11 protein-coding genes are annotated in these 15,670 nt (G+C 63.5%); 8 read left to right on the top strand and 3 right to left on the bottom strand.

Annotated features, from left to right (window positions below):
• Positions 1–4: 4 nt before the first annotated feature.
• From DS839_RS20400 to DS839_RS20380, 5 genes are read left to right on the top strand one after another with little or no spacing between them, the layout of a single operon-like run.
• Positions 5–1,612, top strand: coding sequence for a 5-guanidino-2-oxopentanoate decarboxylase (locus tag DS839_RS20400; protein ID WP_119272300.1), 1,608 nt, complete (start codon positions 5–7; stop codon positions 1,610–1,612).
• Positions 1,605–2,282: an HAD family hydrolase gene (locus tag DS839_RS20395; RefSeq protein ID WP_119272299.1), complete on the top strand. Its 678-nt coding sequence runs from the start codon at positions 1,605–1,607 to the stop codon at positions 2,280–2,282. The genes DS839_RS20400 and DS839_RS20395 overlap by 8 nt, the downstream gene beginning before the upstream one ends.
• A gap of 22 nt (positions 2,283–2,304) precedes the next feature.
• Complete coding sequence (locus DS839_RS20390; RefSeq protein ID WP_368911767.1) at positions 2,305–5,745, top strand: acyl-[ACP]--phospholipid O-acyltransferase; 3,441 nt, start codon at positions 2,305–2,307, stop codon at positions 5,743–5,745.
• Positions 5,742–7,019 carry an aconitase X gene (locus tag DS839_RS20385; RefSeq protein ID WP_119272298.1) on the top strand — a complete coding sequence of 426 codons (1,278 nt, stop codon included), beginning with the start codon at positions 5,742–5,744 and terminating at the stop codon, positions 7,017–7,019. Before DS839_RS20390 ends, DS839_RS20385 begins: the two co-directional genes overlap by 4 nt.
• Positions 7,016–7,435, top strand: coding sequence for an aconitase X swivel domain-containing protein (locus tag DS839_RS20380; RefSeq protein ID WP_119272297.1), 420 nt, complete (start codon positions 7,016–7,018; stop codon positions 7,433–7,435). Before DS839_RS20385 ends, DS839_RS20380 begins: the two co-directional genes overlap by 4 nt.
• On the opposite strand, the gene mdoH is transcribed toward DS839_RS20380, so the two are convergent.
• The 3 genes from mdoH to DS839_RS20365 all read right to left on the bottom strand — a co-directional run bounded on the left by mdoH (position 7,407) and on the right by DS839_RS20365 (position 12,520).
• Positions 7,407–9,284, bottom strand: coding sequence for a glucans biosynthesis glucosyltransferase MdoH (gene mdoH / locus DS839_RS20375; RefSeq protein WP_162918688.1), 1,878 nt, complete (start codon positions 9,282–9,284; stop codon positions 7,407–7,409). The genes DS839_RS20380 and mdoH overlap by 29 nt on opposite strands.
• Positions 9,269–10,813 (bottom strand): OpgD/OpgG family glucan biosynthesis protein, encoded by a 1,545-nt coding sequence (locus DS839_RS20370; protein WP_119272295.1) that lies wholly within the window; start codon positions 10,811–10,813, stop codon positions 9,269–9,271. The genes mdoH and DS839_RS20370 overlap by 16 nt, the downstream gene beginning before the upstream one ends.
• A 135-nt stretch (positions 10,814–10,948) precedes the next feature.
• Positions 10,949–12,520: an aldehyde dehydrogenase family protein gene (locus DS839_RS20365; protein ID WP_119272294.1), complete on the bottom strand. Its 1,572-nt coding sequence runs from the start codon at positions 12,518–12,520 to the stop codon at positions 10,949–10,951.
• Between the two features lie 120 nt (positions 12,521–12,640).
• Between DS839_RS20365 and DS839_RS20360 the strand changes: the two genes are divergently transcribed.
• The 3 genes from DS839_RS20360 (at position 12,641) to DS839_RS20350 (ending at position 15,668) form a co-directional block, all read left to right on the top strand.
• Positions 12,641–13,780, top strand: a complete 1,140-nt coding sequence (locus DS839_RS20360; RefSeq protein ID WP_162918687.1) for an AI-2E family transporter — start codon at positions 12,641–12,643, stop codon at positions 13,778–13,780.
• A gap of 238 nt (positions 13,781–14,018) precedes the next feature.
• On the top strand, positions 14,019–14,384 hold the full coding sequence (locus tag DS839_RS20355) for an SPW repeat protein (RefSeq protein ID WP_162918686.1): 366 nt from the start codon (positions 14,019–14,021) through the stop codon (positions 14,382–14,384).
• Between the two features lie 111 nt (positions 14,385–14,495).
• The gene (locus tag DS839_RS20350) at positions 14,496–15,668 is read left to right on the top strand and encodes a pyridoxal phosphate-dependent aminotransferase (RefSeq protein WP_119272291.1); all 1,173 of its coding nucleotides are present in this window, start codon (positions 14,496–14,498) and stop codon (positions 15,666–15,668) included.
• Positions 15,669–15,670 lie beyond the last annotated feature (2 nt).

The following is a 15,670-nucleotide window of genomic DNA, read 5'->3' as shown; positions in this document are numbered from 1 at the left end:
TGAAATGTCCCGCGCTGAACACTCGACCGGCGAAGCTCTTGTCGGCCTGCTCGAATCTTACGGCACCGACACCATCTTCGGTATCCCGGGCGTCCACAATGTGGAGATGTATCGCGCGCTGCCACGCTCGAAGATCAAGCATGTGCTGGTGCGCCACGAGCAGGGTGCGGGCTTCATGGCCGACGGCTATGCCCGCGCTTCCGGCAAGCCCGGCGTGTGCTTCACCATCACCGGCCCCGGCCTCACCAATATCATGACGCCATTGGGTCAGGCCTGGTCCGATTCGAGCCCGGTGCTCTGCATCTCCTCCGCCCTCGACATCGCCGACAGCGCGCAAGGCCGCGGTCGCTTGCATGAGATGCAGAACCAGCTCGGCGCCGCGGCGACCATCACCAATCTCGCGGTGCGCGCCTATACGCCCCAGGACGTGCGCGACGGCGTGGCCCGCGCCTTTTCGGCCTTCGCTTCCATGCGCCCGCGCCCGGCCTATCTCGAGCTGCCGCTCGACCTCCTCAAGGTCCCGGCAGGCAAGGGCTGGACCACCCACAGGACCCCGAAACTGCCGCAGGCCCCGGCCGACCAGATCAAAGAAGCGGCGGAGCGCCTCGCCAAGGCGAAGTCGCCGGTGATCCTCTTGGGCGGCGGTGCGCTCGGTGCCGGCAAGGCAGCACTTGCCATTGCCGAGAAGCTGGGGGCGCCGATCATCACCACGACCGCCGGCAAGGGTGCCGTTCCGGGCACTCATCCTTTGTGCCTCGGCTACCGCCTGGCGCAGCCCTCGGGCCAGAAGCTTCTGCGCGAGGCCGATGTGGTTCTGTGCGCCGGCTCGGAACTGTCCGAGACCGATTTCTGGGATTCGGGCTTCATCCTCGATCAGGGCCTCATCCGCATCGACCTCGACCCGATGACGCTGGCGCGCCCGCATGCGGCCGACATCGCCATCCTCGCCGATGCCGCGGAAGCGCTCGAGGCCATCGCGCGGAGCCTGTCCGCCGCTGATCATTCGGGGCGCCGCAAGGCGGCCGAGAAGTCCATTGCCGCGACGCTCGCGGCCGAAGCGGCGGAAGACAGCGAATTGCGGAAAGTTCTGCGCAAGGTGCTTGCCGTCATCCGCGACGCGCTGCCGCCCGAGACGGTGATCGCCTCCGACATGACGCAGATCGCCTATGCCGCCAACGAGATCTTCCCGGTTTTCGAGCCGCGGAGCTGGCTCCACCCGGTCGGCTTCGGCACGCTGGGCTTCGCGCTTCCCGCCGGCATCGGCGCCAAATTCGGCTGCCCCGACAAGCCGGTCGCGGTGATGATCGGCGATTACGGCATCCAATACACGATCAACGAGCTCGGCACCGCGGCCGAGCACAAATTGCCGCTTGTCATCTTGATGTGGAACAACGACGCGCTGGGCCAGATCCGCGACGACATGGTGAACAAGGGCATCCAGCCCAACGCCGTCACTTTGGTCAATCCCGACTTCCAGGCGCTCGCCAAGGCCTATCGCTGCGGCGCCGAGAAACCGGAGTCGCTCAAGGGCCTCGCCCAAGCGATCGGTCGCGCCCTCAAGGCTGACGGCCCGACCTTGATCGAAATGACGCCGCGCATGCTGAATGGTTGACGCGGCAGTCATCTTCGATGTCGACGGCGTCCTGCTCGAGCTGACGCCTCCGGAAGAGGACGCTTTTTTCTGGGCTTTCACCAAGCTCCATGGTCTTGAAGGCCTGTCGCGCGACTGGGACAGCTACCTGATCCGCAATGACGAGAACATCATCACCGAGATCCTCGGCAAGCATTTCGGCCGCAAGCCGTCGCGTGGCGAGCATCAGGCGATCGTCACCGCCTATCTCAACCATCTGGCAAGCGACATCGATCTCAAACGGCTCACGCCTTCGGCGGTCGAAGGCGCCGCCTGGCTCCTCGGGCGTCTGGGCGGACGTGCGAAGCTCGGTATCGCTACGGCCAATCTTCTCGAGGCCGCACAGCTGCGCCTTGCCGCCTGCCAATTATGGACGCCGGTCCAGAGCCATGCCTTCGGCGCCGATGGCGGCGGCGCCAAGCGCGAGATCCTTGCCCGCGCCATCGCCGCCTCGGGCTTGCCGCGCCAGCGCATCGTCTTTATTGGCGACAATCTTAACGATGTCGACGCGGGTCTCGCCCATGGCGTCCATTTCATCGGCTTTTCGCGCGATCAGGCGAAAGGCCGCCGTTTGGCCGAGGCCGGCGCAGAGCGGGTTTGCAATCGCCACCAGGATACGCTGAAACATATAGAAGACGCACTTCGCCTTTGATTCGGAAGGAACCGGCGCCACGATGGACAATGGCCATCCCAACCAATTCGCACTGCTGGCTACCCGGCGCTTCTGGCCGCTTTTCGTCACCCAGGCGATCGGCGCCTTCAATGACAATGCCTTCCGCTATGCGCTCTCGATCCTGCTCATCTACGACCTGGGACCAAGGCTCGGCTTCAATGCGCCCCTCCTCAACACTGTTTCCGCCGGCCTCCTGATCCTGCCTTTCTTCGTTTTCTCGGCGACCGCCGGCCAGATCGCCGACAAGTTCGACAAGGCGATGCTGGCGCGCCGCATCAAGCTCATCGAGATCGCGATCGTGGCGCTCGCCTCTTTCAGCCTGTTCACCGACCTGGTCTGGCTGCAGCTCTCGATCGTGCTCCTGACCGGCATCCAGTCGGCTTTCTTCGGCCCGATCAAATATTCGATCCTGCCGCAGCATCTCGAGCGCCACGAGCTTCTCGGCGGCAACGGCCTCATCGAGATGGGCACTTTCCTGTCGATCCTGCTCGGCACACTGTTCGGCAGCTTCGCCATCCAGTCCGAGATGGGCCGCCATGCGGTGAGCGTCGTGATGATCGGGCTTGCCCTCGTCGCCTATATGAGCGCCCGCCAGATTCCGGCAGCGCCGCCGCCCCAGCCCGATCTCAGGATCAATCCCAATATCGTGGCCGAGACCTGGCGCATGATCGGCATCGCGCGCGAGCGCCATGACGTCTTTCTCGCCATACTCGGCATTTCCTGGTTCTGGTTCTTGGGCGTCGTCTTCCTTACCCAGATCCCGCTCTTCTCCCAGACCGAGCTCGGCGCCAACGAGACGGTGGCGAGCCTCATCATCGCCGCCTTCACGGTCGCGATCGGCCTCGGCTCCATCGTCACCAACCGCCTGCTCAAGGGCGACGTGTCGGTCAAATATGTGCCGGTCGCCTCGATCCTGATCACGTTCTTCATCATCGACCTCTTTTTCGCCACCAGCAGCCTGCGGACGAGCGACTCGAGCACCCTCCTCGGCCCCGCCGACATCCTCACCAGCTTCTCCGGCTGGCGTGTGCTGATCGATCTCGGCCTGATCGCCTTTTGCGCGGGTCTCTTTGCCGTGCCGCTCTATGCCTTGGTTCAGCAGCGCTCGTCGCCGCTAAAGCGCGCGCGCGTCATCGCCGCCAACAACATCATCAACGCCATCTTCATGACGGCGGCGACGATCATTTCCGTCATTCTTCTCGGCGCCGGCCTTTCGGTGCGCGGCCTGTTCCTGGTGGTAGGCCTTGCCAATGCCGTCGCCGCCCTGTGGATCTGCCAGCTCTTGCCGCAGGAGCTCGCCGCCTATGTGGCGCGCCGGCTTTTCCGCCTCTTCTATCGCGTCGAGGTCAAAGGCTTCGAGAATTTCATCAAAGCCGGCCGCAAGGTACTGATCATCGCCAATCACACCTCCTTCCTCGACGGGCCGCTGATCTCGGCCTTCCTGCCCGAGCGCTGCCATTTCGCCATCAACACCCACATCGCCAACCGCTGGTGGGTCAAGCCCGCCTTCCACCTTTTCGATCTGCTGCCGATCGATCCCGCCAATCCGATGGCGCTCAAGACCCTGGCCAACGGCCTGAAGCGCGGCCGCAAGGTCGTCATCTTCCCGGAAGGCCGCATCACCCGCACCGGCTCGCTGATGAAGGTCTATGAGGGGCCGGGCGTCATCGCCCATCTCGCCGATGCCAAAATCCTGCCCATCCGCATCGACGGCGCGCTGTACACGCCCTTCTCGCTGATGAAGGGCAAGCTCAGGCTGCGCTGGTTTCCCAAGATCACCCTGACCTTCCTGCCCCCGGTCAAGCCCGAAGCGCCGGCCCATCTCAAGAGCGCCGAGTTGCGCGAATATCTCGCCGCCAGGCTCTACGACATCATGACCAACATGATGTTCCGCACCAGCTTCGTCGATGAGACCTTGTTCAAATCGCTGCTGAGCGCGCGCCATATTCACGGCCGCAACCATCAGATCCTCGAGGACATCCAGCGCACGCCCTTGACCTATGGCCGCATCGTGCTGGGAAGCTTCATCCTCGGCCGCCGCCTCGCGCAAGCGACCCCGGGCGAGAAGGCCGTCGGCGTGCTGTTGCCGACCGCCGCCGGCTGCTTCGTGACCCTCTTCGGCCTCCACGCCTCGGGCCGCGTGCCGGCGCTGCTCAATTATTCGACCGGCATCAACAACATGATCGCCGCCTGCCGGACGGCGGAAGTGAAAACCATCATCACCTCGCGCCGTTTCGTCGAGGCCGGCAATTTTGCCGACGACGTGGCGCTCCTCGAGAAGGAAGCGCGGATCATCTGGATCGAGGATGTGCGCGAGAAAATCGGCATCGTCGACAAGCTCTATGGGCTCATCGCCGGGTATTTCCCGAAAGCCGCTCTGGCTCGGCTCGGCTACAATGACGATGCGCATGCGCCCGCCGTTATCCTCTTCACCTCGGGCTCGGAGGGAACGCCTAAGGGCGTCGTCCTCTCGCATCACAATCTCCAGGCCAACCGCCATCAGGCGGCGGCGCGCATCGATTTCACGCCCAAGGACATCGTCTTCAACGCCATGCCGATGTTCCACACTTTCGGCCTCAATGCGGGCACGTTCCTGCCGGTGCTCGCAGGGGTCAGGACTTTCCTCTATCCCTCGCCGCTCCATTATAAGATCATCCCCGAGATGGCCTATGACATCAATGCGACGATCCTCTTCGGCACCGACACCTTCCTCACCGGCTACGCCCGCAATGCCCATCCATATGATTTCTATGCGGTGCGTTTCGTCGTGGCGGGAGCGGAGCGGGTGCGGCCGGAGACGCGCCAGACCTGGATGGACAAGTTCGGCCTGCGCATTCTCGAAGGCTATGGCGTCACCGAATGCTCGCCGGTGCTGGCGGTCAACACGCCCATCTACTATCGCGCCGGAACGGTCGGCCGCCTGCTCGACGGCATCGAGCATCGTCTCGATCCGGTCGAAGGCATCGAAGAAGGCGGCCGCCTCGTCGTCAAGGGTCCCAATATCATGATGGGCTATCTGCGCGCCGAAACGCCGGGCAAGATCGAGCCGCCGGAAGACGGCTGGTATGACACCGGCGACATCGTGAAGATCGACGACAAGGGCTTCGTCACCATTCTGGGGCGGGCCAAGCGCTTCTCCAAGATCGCCGGCGAAATGGTCTCGCTCGCCGCCGTCGAGATCAAGCTGCAGCAGGCTTTCCCGGACCACGTCCATGCGGTTGTCGCCGTTCCCGATCCGAAGAAGGGCGAGCAGCTCGTGCTCTTCACCACCGACCCCAAGCTCGACCGCAGCCGGATTGCCGAAGGGATGAAGGCCGAGGGCGCGATGGAGCTCATGATCCCGCGCATCATCATGCCCCTGGAGACCATGCCGCTCCTCGGCACCGGCAAGATCGACTATGTGACCTTGAACAAAATGGCGCGCGCGGAAAAAATCGCATGATCTCGCTCGACGACAAGGAACGCGCCTTTCTCGACGGCGCCCACGGCCCCGCGATGCAGCTCGCCATGCGGCTGGTGTTGCGCGCCGCCGAAATTCTTGGCGCCCGCTCCCTCGTGCCGGTGAGCTTCGCCCATATCGATGCCTGCTTCTATAGCGGCCAGGCACATGTCGATTTCGCGCAATTTCTCGTCGATCACGGCGCCAGGCTCGCCGTCCCCGCCTGGACGAACAACGGCGTGGTGAGCCTTGCCAATCCCGACATCCGCCCCGAGGCGAGCGATCCGGAAATGGTCAAGGGCGCGCGCAGGTTGATGCAGCTCTATGAGCAGCTCGGCTGCAAGCCGGTCTGGACCTGCGCGCCCTATCAGCTTCCTGGCGGGCCGAAATTCGGCGATCACATCGTGGCCGGCGAATCCAATGCGGTCTCCTTCTACAATTCCGTCATCGGCGCCCGCACCAATAAATATGGCGACTATCTCGACGTCGCCTGCGCGCTCATCGGCAAGGCGCCCAAGGCCGGCCTGCATCGGGACAAGGAGCGCCGCGGCGACATCCTCATCCGCACCGAGGATATCCCCGAGACGTGGAAGAACGAGAATATCTTCTATCATCTGCTGGGCCATCAGGCCGGCAAGCTCGCAGGGCAGCGCATCCCGGTCATCTCGGGGCTGCCGCCGCAACAGACGCCGGACGGGCTGAAGGCCTTGTCGGCCGCGGCCGCGGCGGCGGGCGGCGTCGAATTGTGGCATGCCATAGGCGTGACGCCCGAGGCGAAAACGGAAGGAGAAGCTTTCGGCGACAGCGTGCCCGAGCGGGTCATCGACCTCACGCCTGAACTGCTCCTGGAGGCGCGCCAGGATCTGACGACGGCGCAGGACGGCCCGCTCGACATGGTGGCGCTCGGCACGCCGCATTTCTCGCTGAGCGAATTCGAGCGGCTGGTGCCGCTCGTCACGGGCCGCAGGATCAAGCCCGGCCTCGCCTTCTATGTCTCGACCAGCCGCTATGTCCGCGATGGCGCCGCGGCAAAGGGATGGATCGCGGAGCTCGAGAGATTCGGCGCCACGGTCATCGCCGACACCTGCACTTATTACTCGCCCGCGGTGCGCCAATGCCGCGGCCGCATCATGACCAATGCCGCCAAATGGGCCTATTACGCGCCCGGCATGCTCGGCGTCGAAGTCGCCTTCGGCAGCCTTGCCGAATGCGTCGAGAGCGCCGTCAAGGGCGAGGTCTGGCGCGATCCGCAACTGTGGAGCAATGGCCTCGCATGACGACGCGCATTCTCAACAAGGGTGCTGCCCAGGGCGATGTCTTGGCGCTCGATGCGCCCTTGAGCTTCTGGGGCGCCTTCGATCCGCGCTCGGGCCGGATCATCGACGTTCATCATCCGCAGAAGGGCAAAAGCCTTTCCGGCACCATCCTCATGATGCGCGAGACGCGGGGCTCCGGCACCGCCCCCGGCGGCATGGCCGAGGCCATCAGGCTCGGCACAGCGCCCGCCGCCGTCATCCTGGTGAAGCCCGACATCAATCTGGCGGTCGGCGCGATGGTGGCGGAAACACTTTACGGGCGCGGCTGCCCGATCGTCGCGGTCGGCGAGGCGGACTATCGCCGGCTCTCCCGCCATCGCAGCCTGGCGATCGATGCCGAGGGCAATATCACTCCGCTGCCGCGAGACGTTCCTTAGGATTGGCGCCGTTCTGATCGCCGAAGATCGGCTCAGCCTCTTCCGGGATGCGGAACACGTTCCAGCGCCAGGCGCGTTCGCCCGAAGAGACGAGGCCCGTCCACCAGGAGACGACCGCCGACAGGCCGAGACCGAGCACGATCGGCGACAACCACAGGAAGGTCTTGGTCGTGATCAGGAAGGCCAGCACGCCGATGAGAACGCCGGCCACGATGTGCCAGGCATGCTTGTAGAGAAGCTCGTTGAACGGCGGCGCCTCCTCGGTGCGCTTCTGCGCCTTCCAGCCGGAGTCGCGGCCGAGAAACACATCGAGCACGAAACCCGATTGGATGAGCATCATGATCGGCGAGAGCAGTGCCGAGAGCAGCGATTCGGCGAACAGGCTCTTGATGAGGCCGCTGACGCCGCCGCAGCCGCGCCTGAGCACCGGGTCGATGATCGCCGCCAGGATGCCGAGGATCTTCGGCACGAACAGGACCGCCATGGTCAAGGTGAACAGCCTTAGAGCGCGCTCGGGGTCGAAGACCGGCCAGGCGGGGAAGAGCGTGAAGCCTTCCGGAAAATAATTGGGCTCGGTGTATTTGGCGACGGTCGAGAGCACGAGGCCGGTGAGCAGCAAGAACAGCCACAGCGGCGAAGCCAGATACGACATGATGCCCTGCAGGAAATGGATGCGGCTCACCCAATGCAGGCCTTTGACGCGCAAAAGCTTCATATGCTGCAGGTTGCCCTGGCTCCAGCGGCGGTCACGCGCCGCGAGCTCGATGAGATTGGGCGGGGTCTCCTCATAGGAGCCGCCGAGCCCGGGCAGCATATAGACGGCCCAGCCGGCGCGCCTTATGAGCGCCGCCTCGACGAAATCATGGCTCATGATGTGGCCGCCGAACGGCTTGCGCCCGTGGAGCTCGGGCAGGCCCGCGGCCTCGGCGAAGGCCTTGACGCGGATGATCGCGTTGTGTCCCCAGTAATTGCCGTCGCGCCCATGCCAGGCGGCAAGGCCGTTGGCGACGATCGGTCCATAGACGCGGCCGGCGAATTGCTGCATGCGCGCATAGAGCGTCCAGCGGTTGTGCAGCATCGGCAGGCTCTGGATGATGCCCGCCTTGTCGTCGGCCGCCATGGCGCGCGCCAGCGTGACGAGCGTCGACCCGGCCATCATGCTGTCGGCATCGAGCACGATCATATAGTCATAGGCGCCGCCCCAGCGGGTGACGAAATCGGCGATATTGCCGGCCTTCTTGTGATGATTTTCGACGCGCCTTCGGTAATAGAGCTGGATCAGGTCGCCGAGGTCGTGGCGCAATTTGCCGAAGACCTGCGCTTCCCCACGGATATGGGCGGGCTCGCGGCTGTCACTCAAGACGAAGATGTCGAACTTGTCGTTGGCTTTCTCCGCCGCGATGGCGCGGCCCATGCGCGCCAGCGCTTCTGCGACGGTTTCGGGATCCTCATGATAGACCGGCATGAGGAGCGCGGTGCGCCCGATCTTGTCCTGATCGGCGAGCACATAGCGCTGCCGTCTGAGGCACAGGAAGCCGAGGACGGCGCTGGCGCAGGCGAAGGAGATCCAGGCGAAGGTTATGGCGAAGAGCGCCGCGAAGATGACCTGAAGCCAGGTGATGTCGGCCGGGCTGATCACCTGGTAGATTTCATAGGTGCCGAGGCCGGTCAGAGCGAGCGTCGCCGAGAACACGAACCAACGGCACAGATGGATCGAGGGATGCGAGCGACCGGCGGAATGGGGCCGCCCCGAGGGCCAATGTTCGAGATCCTGGACGGGCATCTCGAGCCGGGATTCCGGCGGCAGAATATCGTCCTTTGCTGGTACGATATCTACGATTTTGTCCACCGATAGAGCCATGTCTCGCTTACCCTGTCCTGGCCGCGCTTGAGCACGGCCCGGAGCTCGGACATTTCAGCATTTCCGACATCGATCTCGAAAGACAATCTGACGCCGCCGCTTTGCGGATTGGGCTGAGTGACCACATTGCTGATCGTACCCTGGCTCGCCGTCACATCGGCGACGACGTCGCCGGTCAATGAGCCGCCCTCGAAATCGATGACATAGAGGCGTTTATTCTGGTCGAAATTGAGACCGCCGCCGGAGAATCTCGCCATCGCCTTGAAGTCCTTGCGGTCGAGAGGCCATTCGTCGCACCAATAGAGCCGGTAGACGAAGGAGACCGAGCTGTCCTTGGCCGGCCTCTGCTTGGGCTGCCAGAAGACCGCGATATTGTCGTTGATCTCGCGCTGCGAAGGGATCTCATAGAGCTCGACCGCGCCTTGGCCCCAATCGCCGATCGGTTCTACCCACAGGCTCGGCCGTTTCTCATATTTGGCTTCGAGATCGAGGAAATCGTCATAGCGCCGCTTGCGCTGCATCAGGCCGAAGCCGCCGGGGCTGTTGTCGACGAAGGCCGAGACTTGCAGCGTCTTCGGATTGGCGAGAGCCCGCCACAGATATTCGCCCGCACCCGTCAGCATCATCAGCCCGTCTGTATCGCACACCGCCGGCCGGTAGTCATCGAAGGCGGTACGATCCATCGCATCGAAGAGAAACATGCTGGTGAGCGGCGCTATGCCGACATGCTCGATGTCGCGGCGCGGGAAGATGGTCATCTCGACATCCATCTGCGTCGCCTGGCCGGGCTTGATGGTGAAGCGGTAGGCGCCCGTGGCCGACGGGCTGTCGAGCAGCGCCCACACCACGATCGAGACCGCATCGGGTGTCGGCGTGCGGATCCAGAAGGAGCGGAAGAACGGAAACTCCTCGCCATTGGGCTGGCCGGTGTCGATCGCAAGACCGCGCGCCGAAAGACCGTAGAGATGACCCTTGCCTATGGCGCGGAAATAGGACGCCCCCTGGAACACGCAGAACTCGTCATTGTAGTCCTTGCTGTTGATCGGGTAGCGCAGCCTGAAGCCGGCATAGTGGAGATCCATATCGCCCTTGGGCTTCGCCACCAGCGGACCGAAGGTGAAGAGATCGGGCACATAGTTGAGCTTCGCCTGCTCGCCGTCGTTGACGACGAAGATGTCGACCGGCGATGTGTAATAGAAGCCCGAATGAAACAGGTCGAAGGAGAAGCCATGCGGCTGTCCCTTCCAGATCGACTTCTCCGGGTTGAAGCGGATGTCGCGATACTGATCATAGGTAAGATTGTCGAGGCCGGACGGCATCGCGATCTTTTCTTCGACGAAAGGCTTCTTGGCGCGCGCCCGCGCCAGTTCCAGCACGTAATCGTCGCTGAAGGGTTCCGCCTTGGCGAAAAGCTCAACGGTCTGAGCCGCTGCTTCCAGGAGACCCGTTCTGGCAGCGACGCCCAGTATCGCCAGCCCTTGCAGCGTGTTCAGCACGCCACGCCGTGTAACGCTCATTCAACACAACTCCTCGCCCGGCTCAACATGATGCCGGATCATGGTTTTTTGCCAGTCGCTGGAACCTGGGAGCACCCCAAAGTGCGCCGCAACATGAAGCCCCGGGAACGATTTGTAAAGGCCCGGGAACCGGCATTAGCCGCGCATGATGGTGAGACTTTGTTCGCGCATGTAGCGAGGAATGGTAAATGGCCCTAGCCCTCCTTTGCCGTCAATTCCCGACCCTTTCCAGCCGCAGAAGCTCTGAACCCCGGGCCAAGCCCCGGTGGTGGCACCACTGCGCCTGTTGACATAGAGAACGCCTGCCTCGGCGCGCTCGAGAAACCTCTCGATCTCCTGGGGATTCTCCGAATAGAGTCCCGCGCAAAGCCCATAAACATTGCGATTTCCCCAAGCGATGGCCTCGTCGAGCGAGGTACAGACCTGCACCGAGAGGAACGGCAGGAAAAGTTCCTCTTTGTTAATCCAGTGATCGCGGGGAAGTTCCGCCACCACCGTCGGGGCGACGAAATGCCCCCTGTCGAAGCGGGCACCGGCCAGCTTCTCGCCGCCATGGACGATGCGGCCTTTTGCCCGAGCCGCCTTCACCGCCTTGTGAAAGCGCTCGACCGCCGTCTCGCTGATCACCGGACCCATGAAGGTCGTACGCTCTTCCGGATTGCCGATGGCGATCGCCTCGGCGTGCGTCTTGAGCCGCTGCAGCAATTCTTGCGCCACGGCTTCCTCGACATAGACGACCGAGCAGGCCGAGCATTTCTCACCGGAAAGACCAAAGGCCGAGCGGATGAGGCCTTCCGCGGCGCGGTCGAGATCGGCCTTGGCGGTCACATAGGCCGGATTCTTGCCCCCCATTTCGCTGATCACCGGCTTGGCATAGGGGCCGGAGGCCATCTTGCGGAAGATGCGCATGCCGGCTTGGTGGCTGCCGGTGAAGGCGATACCGTCAATGCCATCCGCATCGACCAGCAAGGGTCCCGCCTCCTCGCCATTGATGAGATTGACCAGGCCGGGCGGCAGGCCCGCGGATTCCACCGTCTCCATCAGAAGGGCCGCCGTCAGTCCCGATTGCGGAGCGGGCTTGAACACCGCCGTGTTGCCGGCGACGAGACAGGCCCCTAGCATGTTACAAGGCAGAGCCACCGGGAAGTTGAAGGGCGCGATGACCGCGAAGACGCCGACCGGCTTGAGGACCGAGCTGGTTTCCTCGCGCGGGACGGCACGGCTCATCGGCCGCGCAAAGCCGCGGTTGCGCTCCATCTCGTCGCAATACCAGCGGATGAGGTCGACCGCCTCTTCCGCCTCGCCCATGGCTTCGAGCCGCGATTTGCCGACCTCGTAAAGGGCGGCCATGCCGAGATCGTATTTGCGCCGGTCGAGCTCCTTGGCCCATTTGCGCAAAGCCTTAACCCGTGCCTTCCAACCCATCCCTGACCAGGCCCCGAAGGCCTGGCGGGCCGCGGCGACGGCACTCTTCACGGCCGTGCGGTCGCCCGAGACCAGCCGCGCCACCAGGAGGTCGCGATCGAAGGGGCAATAGACCTCGTAAGCGCGTCCGCTCACATCGTGCCGGCCTTCCACCACATTGGGCCAGGCCTGGCCCAGAGCCGATTTGCGGAAGCGCGGCAGGGCGCCGTCCAGCCAGTCGTGGAGGGCTGAAAAATCAGCGGCGATGTTGGAATAGGTGACGCGCGGCAGGGCCCTGGCCATATAGGAATTACTTTCTCAAAAGTGCTGGAAAGTAAACAGTTACGATGCCGCCGGAAGCTCCCAGGGAACCGGCCCTTCTCCCAGACGTTAATGTGAGCTTTGAGGGAGATGAGGACGCTAATGGATGTGGGCCCGGTCGAGGCGAAAACGGCGAATGGGCGGCTCCACCTCTCAAAGCTGGTCTCGGCTTCCATCATTGGCATATTCGCAATCCTGCTGATCGGCGCTTTGTACTTTGCCCGCACCTTCTTCCTGCCGGTCATGCTGGCGCTGCTGATCACGCTGACCTTCTCGCCCCTGGTGCGCTATTTGCGCCGCCACGGCATTCCTTCCGTCGTTTCCGCGATCATGATTGTGCTGGCGATGTTCGCCGTCTTCGGCGCCGCCGCATACTATCTGGCCGATCCGGTAAGCCAGGTGATTGCGGACGCGCCGGCCGTTGCGCAGCGCCTGGAGGAGCGTTTCGCTCCCCTGCGCGAGCCCTTGCGCAAGATCATGAGCGCCTCGGCTCAGCTCGAGCAGATCGCGGCGGCGGTGAGCCCCGCGACCGAGAGGGTCGTCGTGGCCCAGCCAGGCCTTGCCGCTTGGGCCGCCGACACACTGGGTGGATTGGGCGCCACGCTCGGCGTCACCTTGGTGCTTGTCGTCTTCCTGCTGTCTTCCGGCGATCTGTTTTTGCACAAGCTGGTGCGCATTCTTCCAACCTACAGTGACAAGAAGCGGTCGGTGCGGGTCGTCCACGATGTCGAGTTCGAGGTCTCGCGCTATCTCCTCACCATCACCGCGATCAATATCTGTTTCGGCGCTGCCGTCGCTTTTGCCATGGCGGTGCTCGGCATGCCCAATGCCCTGCTCTGGGGTGCCGCCGCGACGGTGCTCAATTTCATCCCTTATGTCGGCGCCGCCATCGGCACGGGCACGGCGCTTATTGCCGGTCTGATCACCTATGGCTCGATCGGCCTCGCGCTGCTGCCGCCCGCCGCCTATCTTCTTTTCCACACGCTCGAAAGCGCCTTCATCACGCCGCTCGTCCTCGGCCGAAGGCTCGAGCTCAACGTCGTGGTGATCTTCGTCTCGCTCGCTTTCTGGAGTTGGATATGGGGCATCGTCGGGGCGCTCATCGCCGTGCCCATCCTCGTCGTCGTCAAGGTGTTCTGCGATTCCTTTCCTGGCCTTGCCAATGTCGGTGAATTCCTGTCCGGCAATAATTTCACCGTCGAGCCCGCGGCCGACCAGGATACAGCCGCCGTGGAAAATTGACGTTTCGTCGCATCATCTTGACGCGGCGCCCGGCCTTCCTACCTATTGTCGTTAGAGCAAACTGTTCCTGCGCGCCAAGGGTGGTGGGAACGCTCCTTCCCGCTCTCTTCCCAGGAACAGAGAACGAGCAACCGGCGTTGCGGGTCTCGTGGGCACTGCTCGCGCAATGCCGGAGCGCTTCCCGCCAAAGTCTCCCGACTTTGGCGACAGGGAAGCGCTCAAAACTATGGAGTTGTTCATGGTGGATATTGGCAAAAGGCTGACGGACCAGTGGAAGGATGCCGTCAATCTTATCCTCGGCCTCTGGCTGGTCGTTTCGCCCTGGGCCCTGGGCTTCGCTGTCGATCGGACCCCGGCCTGGAACGCCTGGGCCGTCGGCGTGATCATTGCCGTCGCCGCGCTGGCCGCGCTGATCGCCTTCCATAAATGGGAGGAATGGATCGAAGCGGCGCTCGGTCTCTGGCTGATCGTGTCGCCCTATCTCCTGGGCTTCGCCACGCAGATGAATGCCACATGGAACCACGTCATTGTCGGCATCATCGTGGCCGCCTTGGCGGTCTGGGCGGCAGTCGGGCCTGAGACGGCCGGCCGGGTGATGAGGTAACGAACCGGGGATGCCGCGGCGACGCGACATTCCCTAACAACGTTAGGGTATGCATGACCTCGACGGCGCTGGGGCTTTGCTCTAAGAAGCCGGCCTCATCGAGGAACCATCATGCGCTATGCGAAGATCACGGAGCGGCTCGAGGGCCTGGGCTCCCACAAATGGGCTGTTCACATCGAGGGCAAGGACCGCGAGGCCCGCGGCGAAGAATTGATCTTCTTGTCCATCGGCGAGCCCGATGCCGCCGTCCCCGAGGCGATCATGGATGTTGCCGACCGGCAGATGCGCGCCGGGCGCACCCGCTACTCCAATGGTCGCGGCGAGCCCCAGATCCTGCGCGCTCTCTCCACCATGTATTCGCAGCGCACCGGCCGCCATGTCGGCCCGAGCCAGTTCCTGTTCCTGCCCGGCACCCAGACGGCGCTCTATGTGGCTTTCATGGGCATCATCGATATCGGCGATGAAGTGTTGCTGCCCGACCCTTATTACGCGACCTATGAAGGCGTCATCGCCGCGGCGGGCGGTGTTGCCGTGCCGGTGCTCGCCGATCCCGATCGCGGCTTTCATCTGAAGGCCGCCGACCTCGCGAAGAAGATCACGCCCAGGACCCGCGCTCTCCTTCTCAACACGCCCGGCAATCCGACCGGCACCGTCTTCACGGCCGACGAGATCGCCGAGATCGGCGCGCTCTGCCGCAAGCATGATCTGTGGATCGTTTCGGACGAAGTCTATGCGACGCTGACTTACGGCAACACGATCTTCGTCTCGCCTTTCGACGATGAAGAGCTCGAAGAACGCACCATCGTGGTCTCCTCCGTCTCCAAATCGCATGCCATGCCGGGCTTCCGCTGCGGCTGGATCGCGGCGTCGGAGGAATTCTGCGACCGCGTCCTGCCGCTGTCGGAGACCATCCTCTTCGGCTCGCAGCCCTTCCTCGAGGACGCGGCGGCTTTCGCGCTGCAGAATCATTTTCCGGAAGTCGATGCGATGAAGGTGAGCTATGAAGAGCGTGCCAAGGCGCTCATTTCCGGCCTGAACGGCGCCAAGACCGTTTCCGCGCGCATGCCCGAGGGTGGCATGTTCGTGATGGTCGATATACGCAAGACCGGCCTTTCGGGCGATCAGTTTGCCCGCCGGCTCCTCGCCGAGGAAGCTGTCGTCACCATGCCCGGCGAAAGCTTCGGCACCGGCGGGGCCGGGCATTTGCGCGTCGCCTTGACGGTGGATGAGGGCCAGATCACGGAAGCCGCGAAACGGATCAAGCGCCTCGCCGAACGGATCTAGTC

It is taken from the genome of Taklimakanibacter deserti, from assembly GCA_003574785.1.
Note: the sequence above shows the minus strand (reverse complement) of the source record. Positions and strands in the feature narration are given on the sequence as shown.

Coding starts and splice junctions, on each gene's coding strand:
- DS839_RS20360 (WP_162918687.1), top strand. CDS start 12,641: ATGGATGTGGGCCCGGTCGAGGCGAAAACGGCGAATGGGCGGCTCCAC.
- DS839_RS20395 (WP_119272299.1), top strand. CDS start 1,605: ATGGTTGACGCGGCAGTCATCTTCGATGTCGACGGCGTCCTGCTCGAG.
- DS839_RS20400 (WP_119272300.1), top strand. CDS start 5: ATGTCCCGCGCTGAACACTCGACCGGCGAAGCTCTTGTCGGCCTGCTC.
- DS839_RS20385 (WP_119272298.1), top strand. CDS start 5,742: ATGATCTCGCTCGACGACAAGGAACGCGCCTTTCTCGACGGCGCCCAC.
- DS839_RS20370 (WP_119272295.1), bottom strand. CDS start 10,813: ATGAGCGTTACACGGCGTGGCGTGCTGAACACGCTGCAAGGGCTGGCG.
- DS839_RS20380 (WP_119272297.1), top strand. CDS start 7,016: ATGACGACGCGCATTCTCAACAAGGGTGCTGCCCAGGGCGATGTCTTG.
- DS839_RS20390 (WP_368911767.1), top strand. CDS start 2,305: ATGGACAATGGCCATCCCAACCAATTCGCACTGCTGGCTACCCGGCGC.
- DS839_RS20355 (WP_162918686.1), top strand. CDS start 14,019: ATGGTGGATATTGGCAAAAGGCTGACGGACCAGTGGAAGGATGCCGTC.
- DS839_RS20365 (WP_119272294.1), bottom strand. CDS start 12,520: ATGGCCAGGGCCCTGCCGCGCGTCACCTATTCCAACATCGCCGCTGAT.
- DS839_RS20350 (WP_119272291.1), top strand. CDS start 14,496: ATGCGCTATGCGAAGATCACGGAGCGGCTCGAGGGCCTGGGCTCCCAC.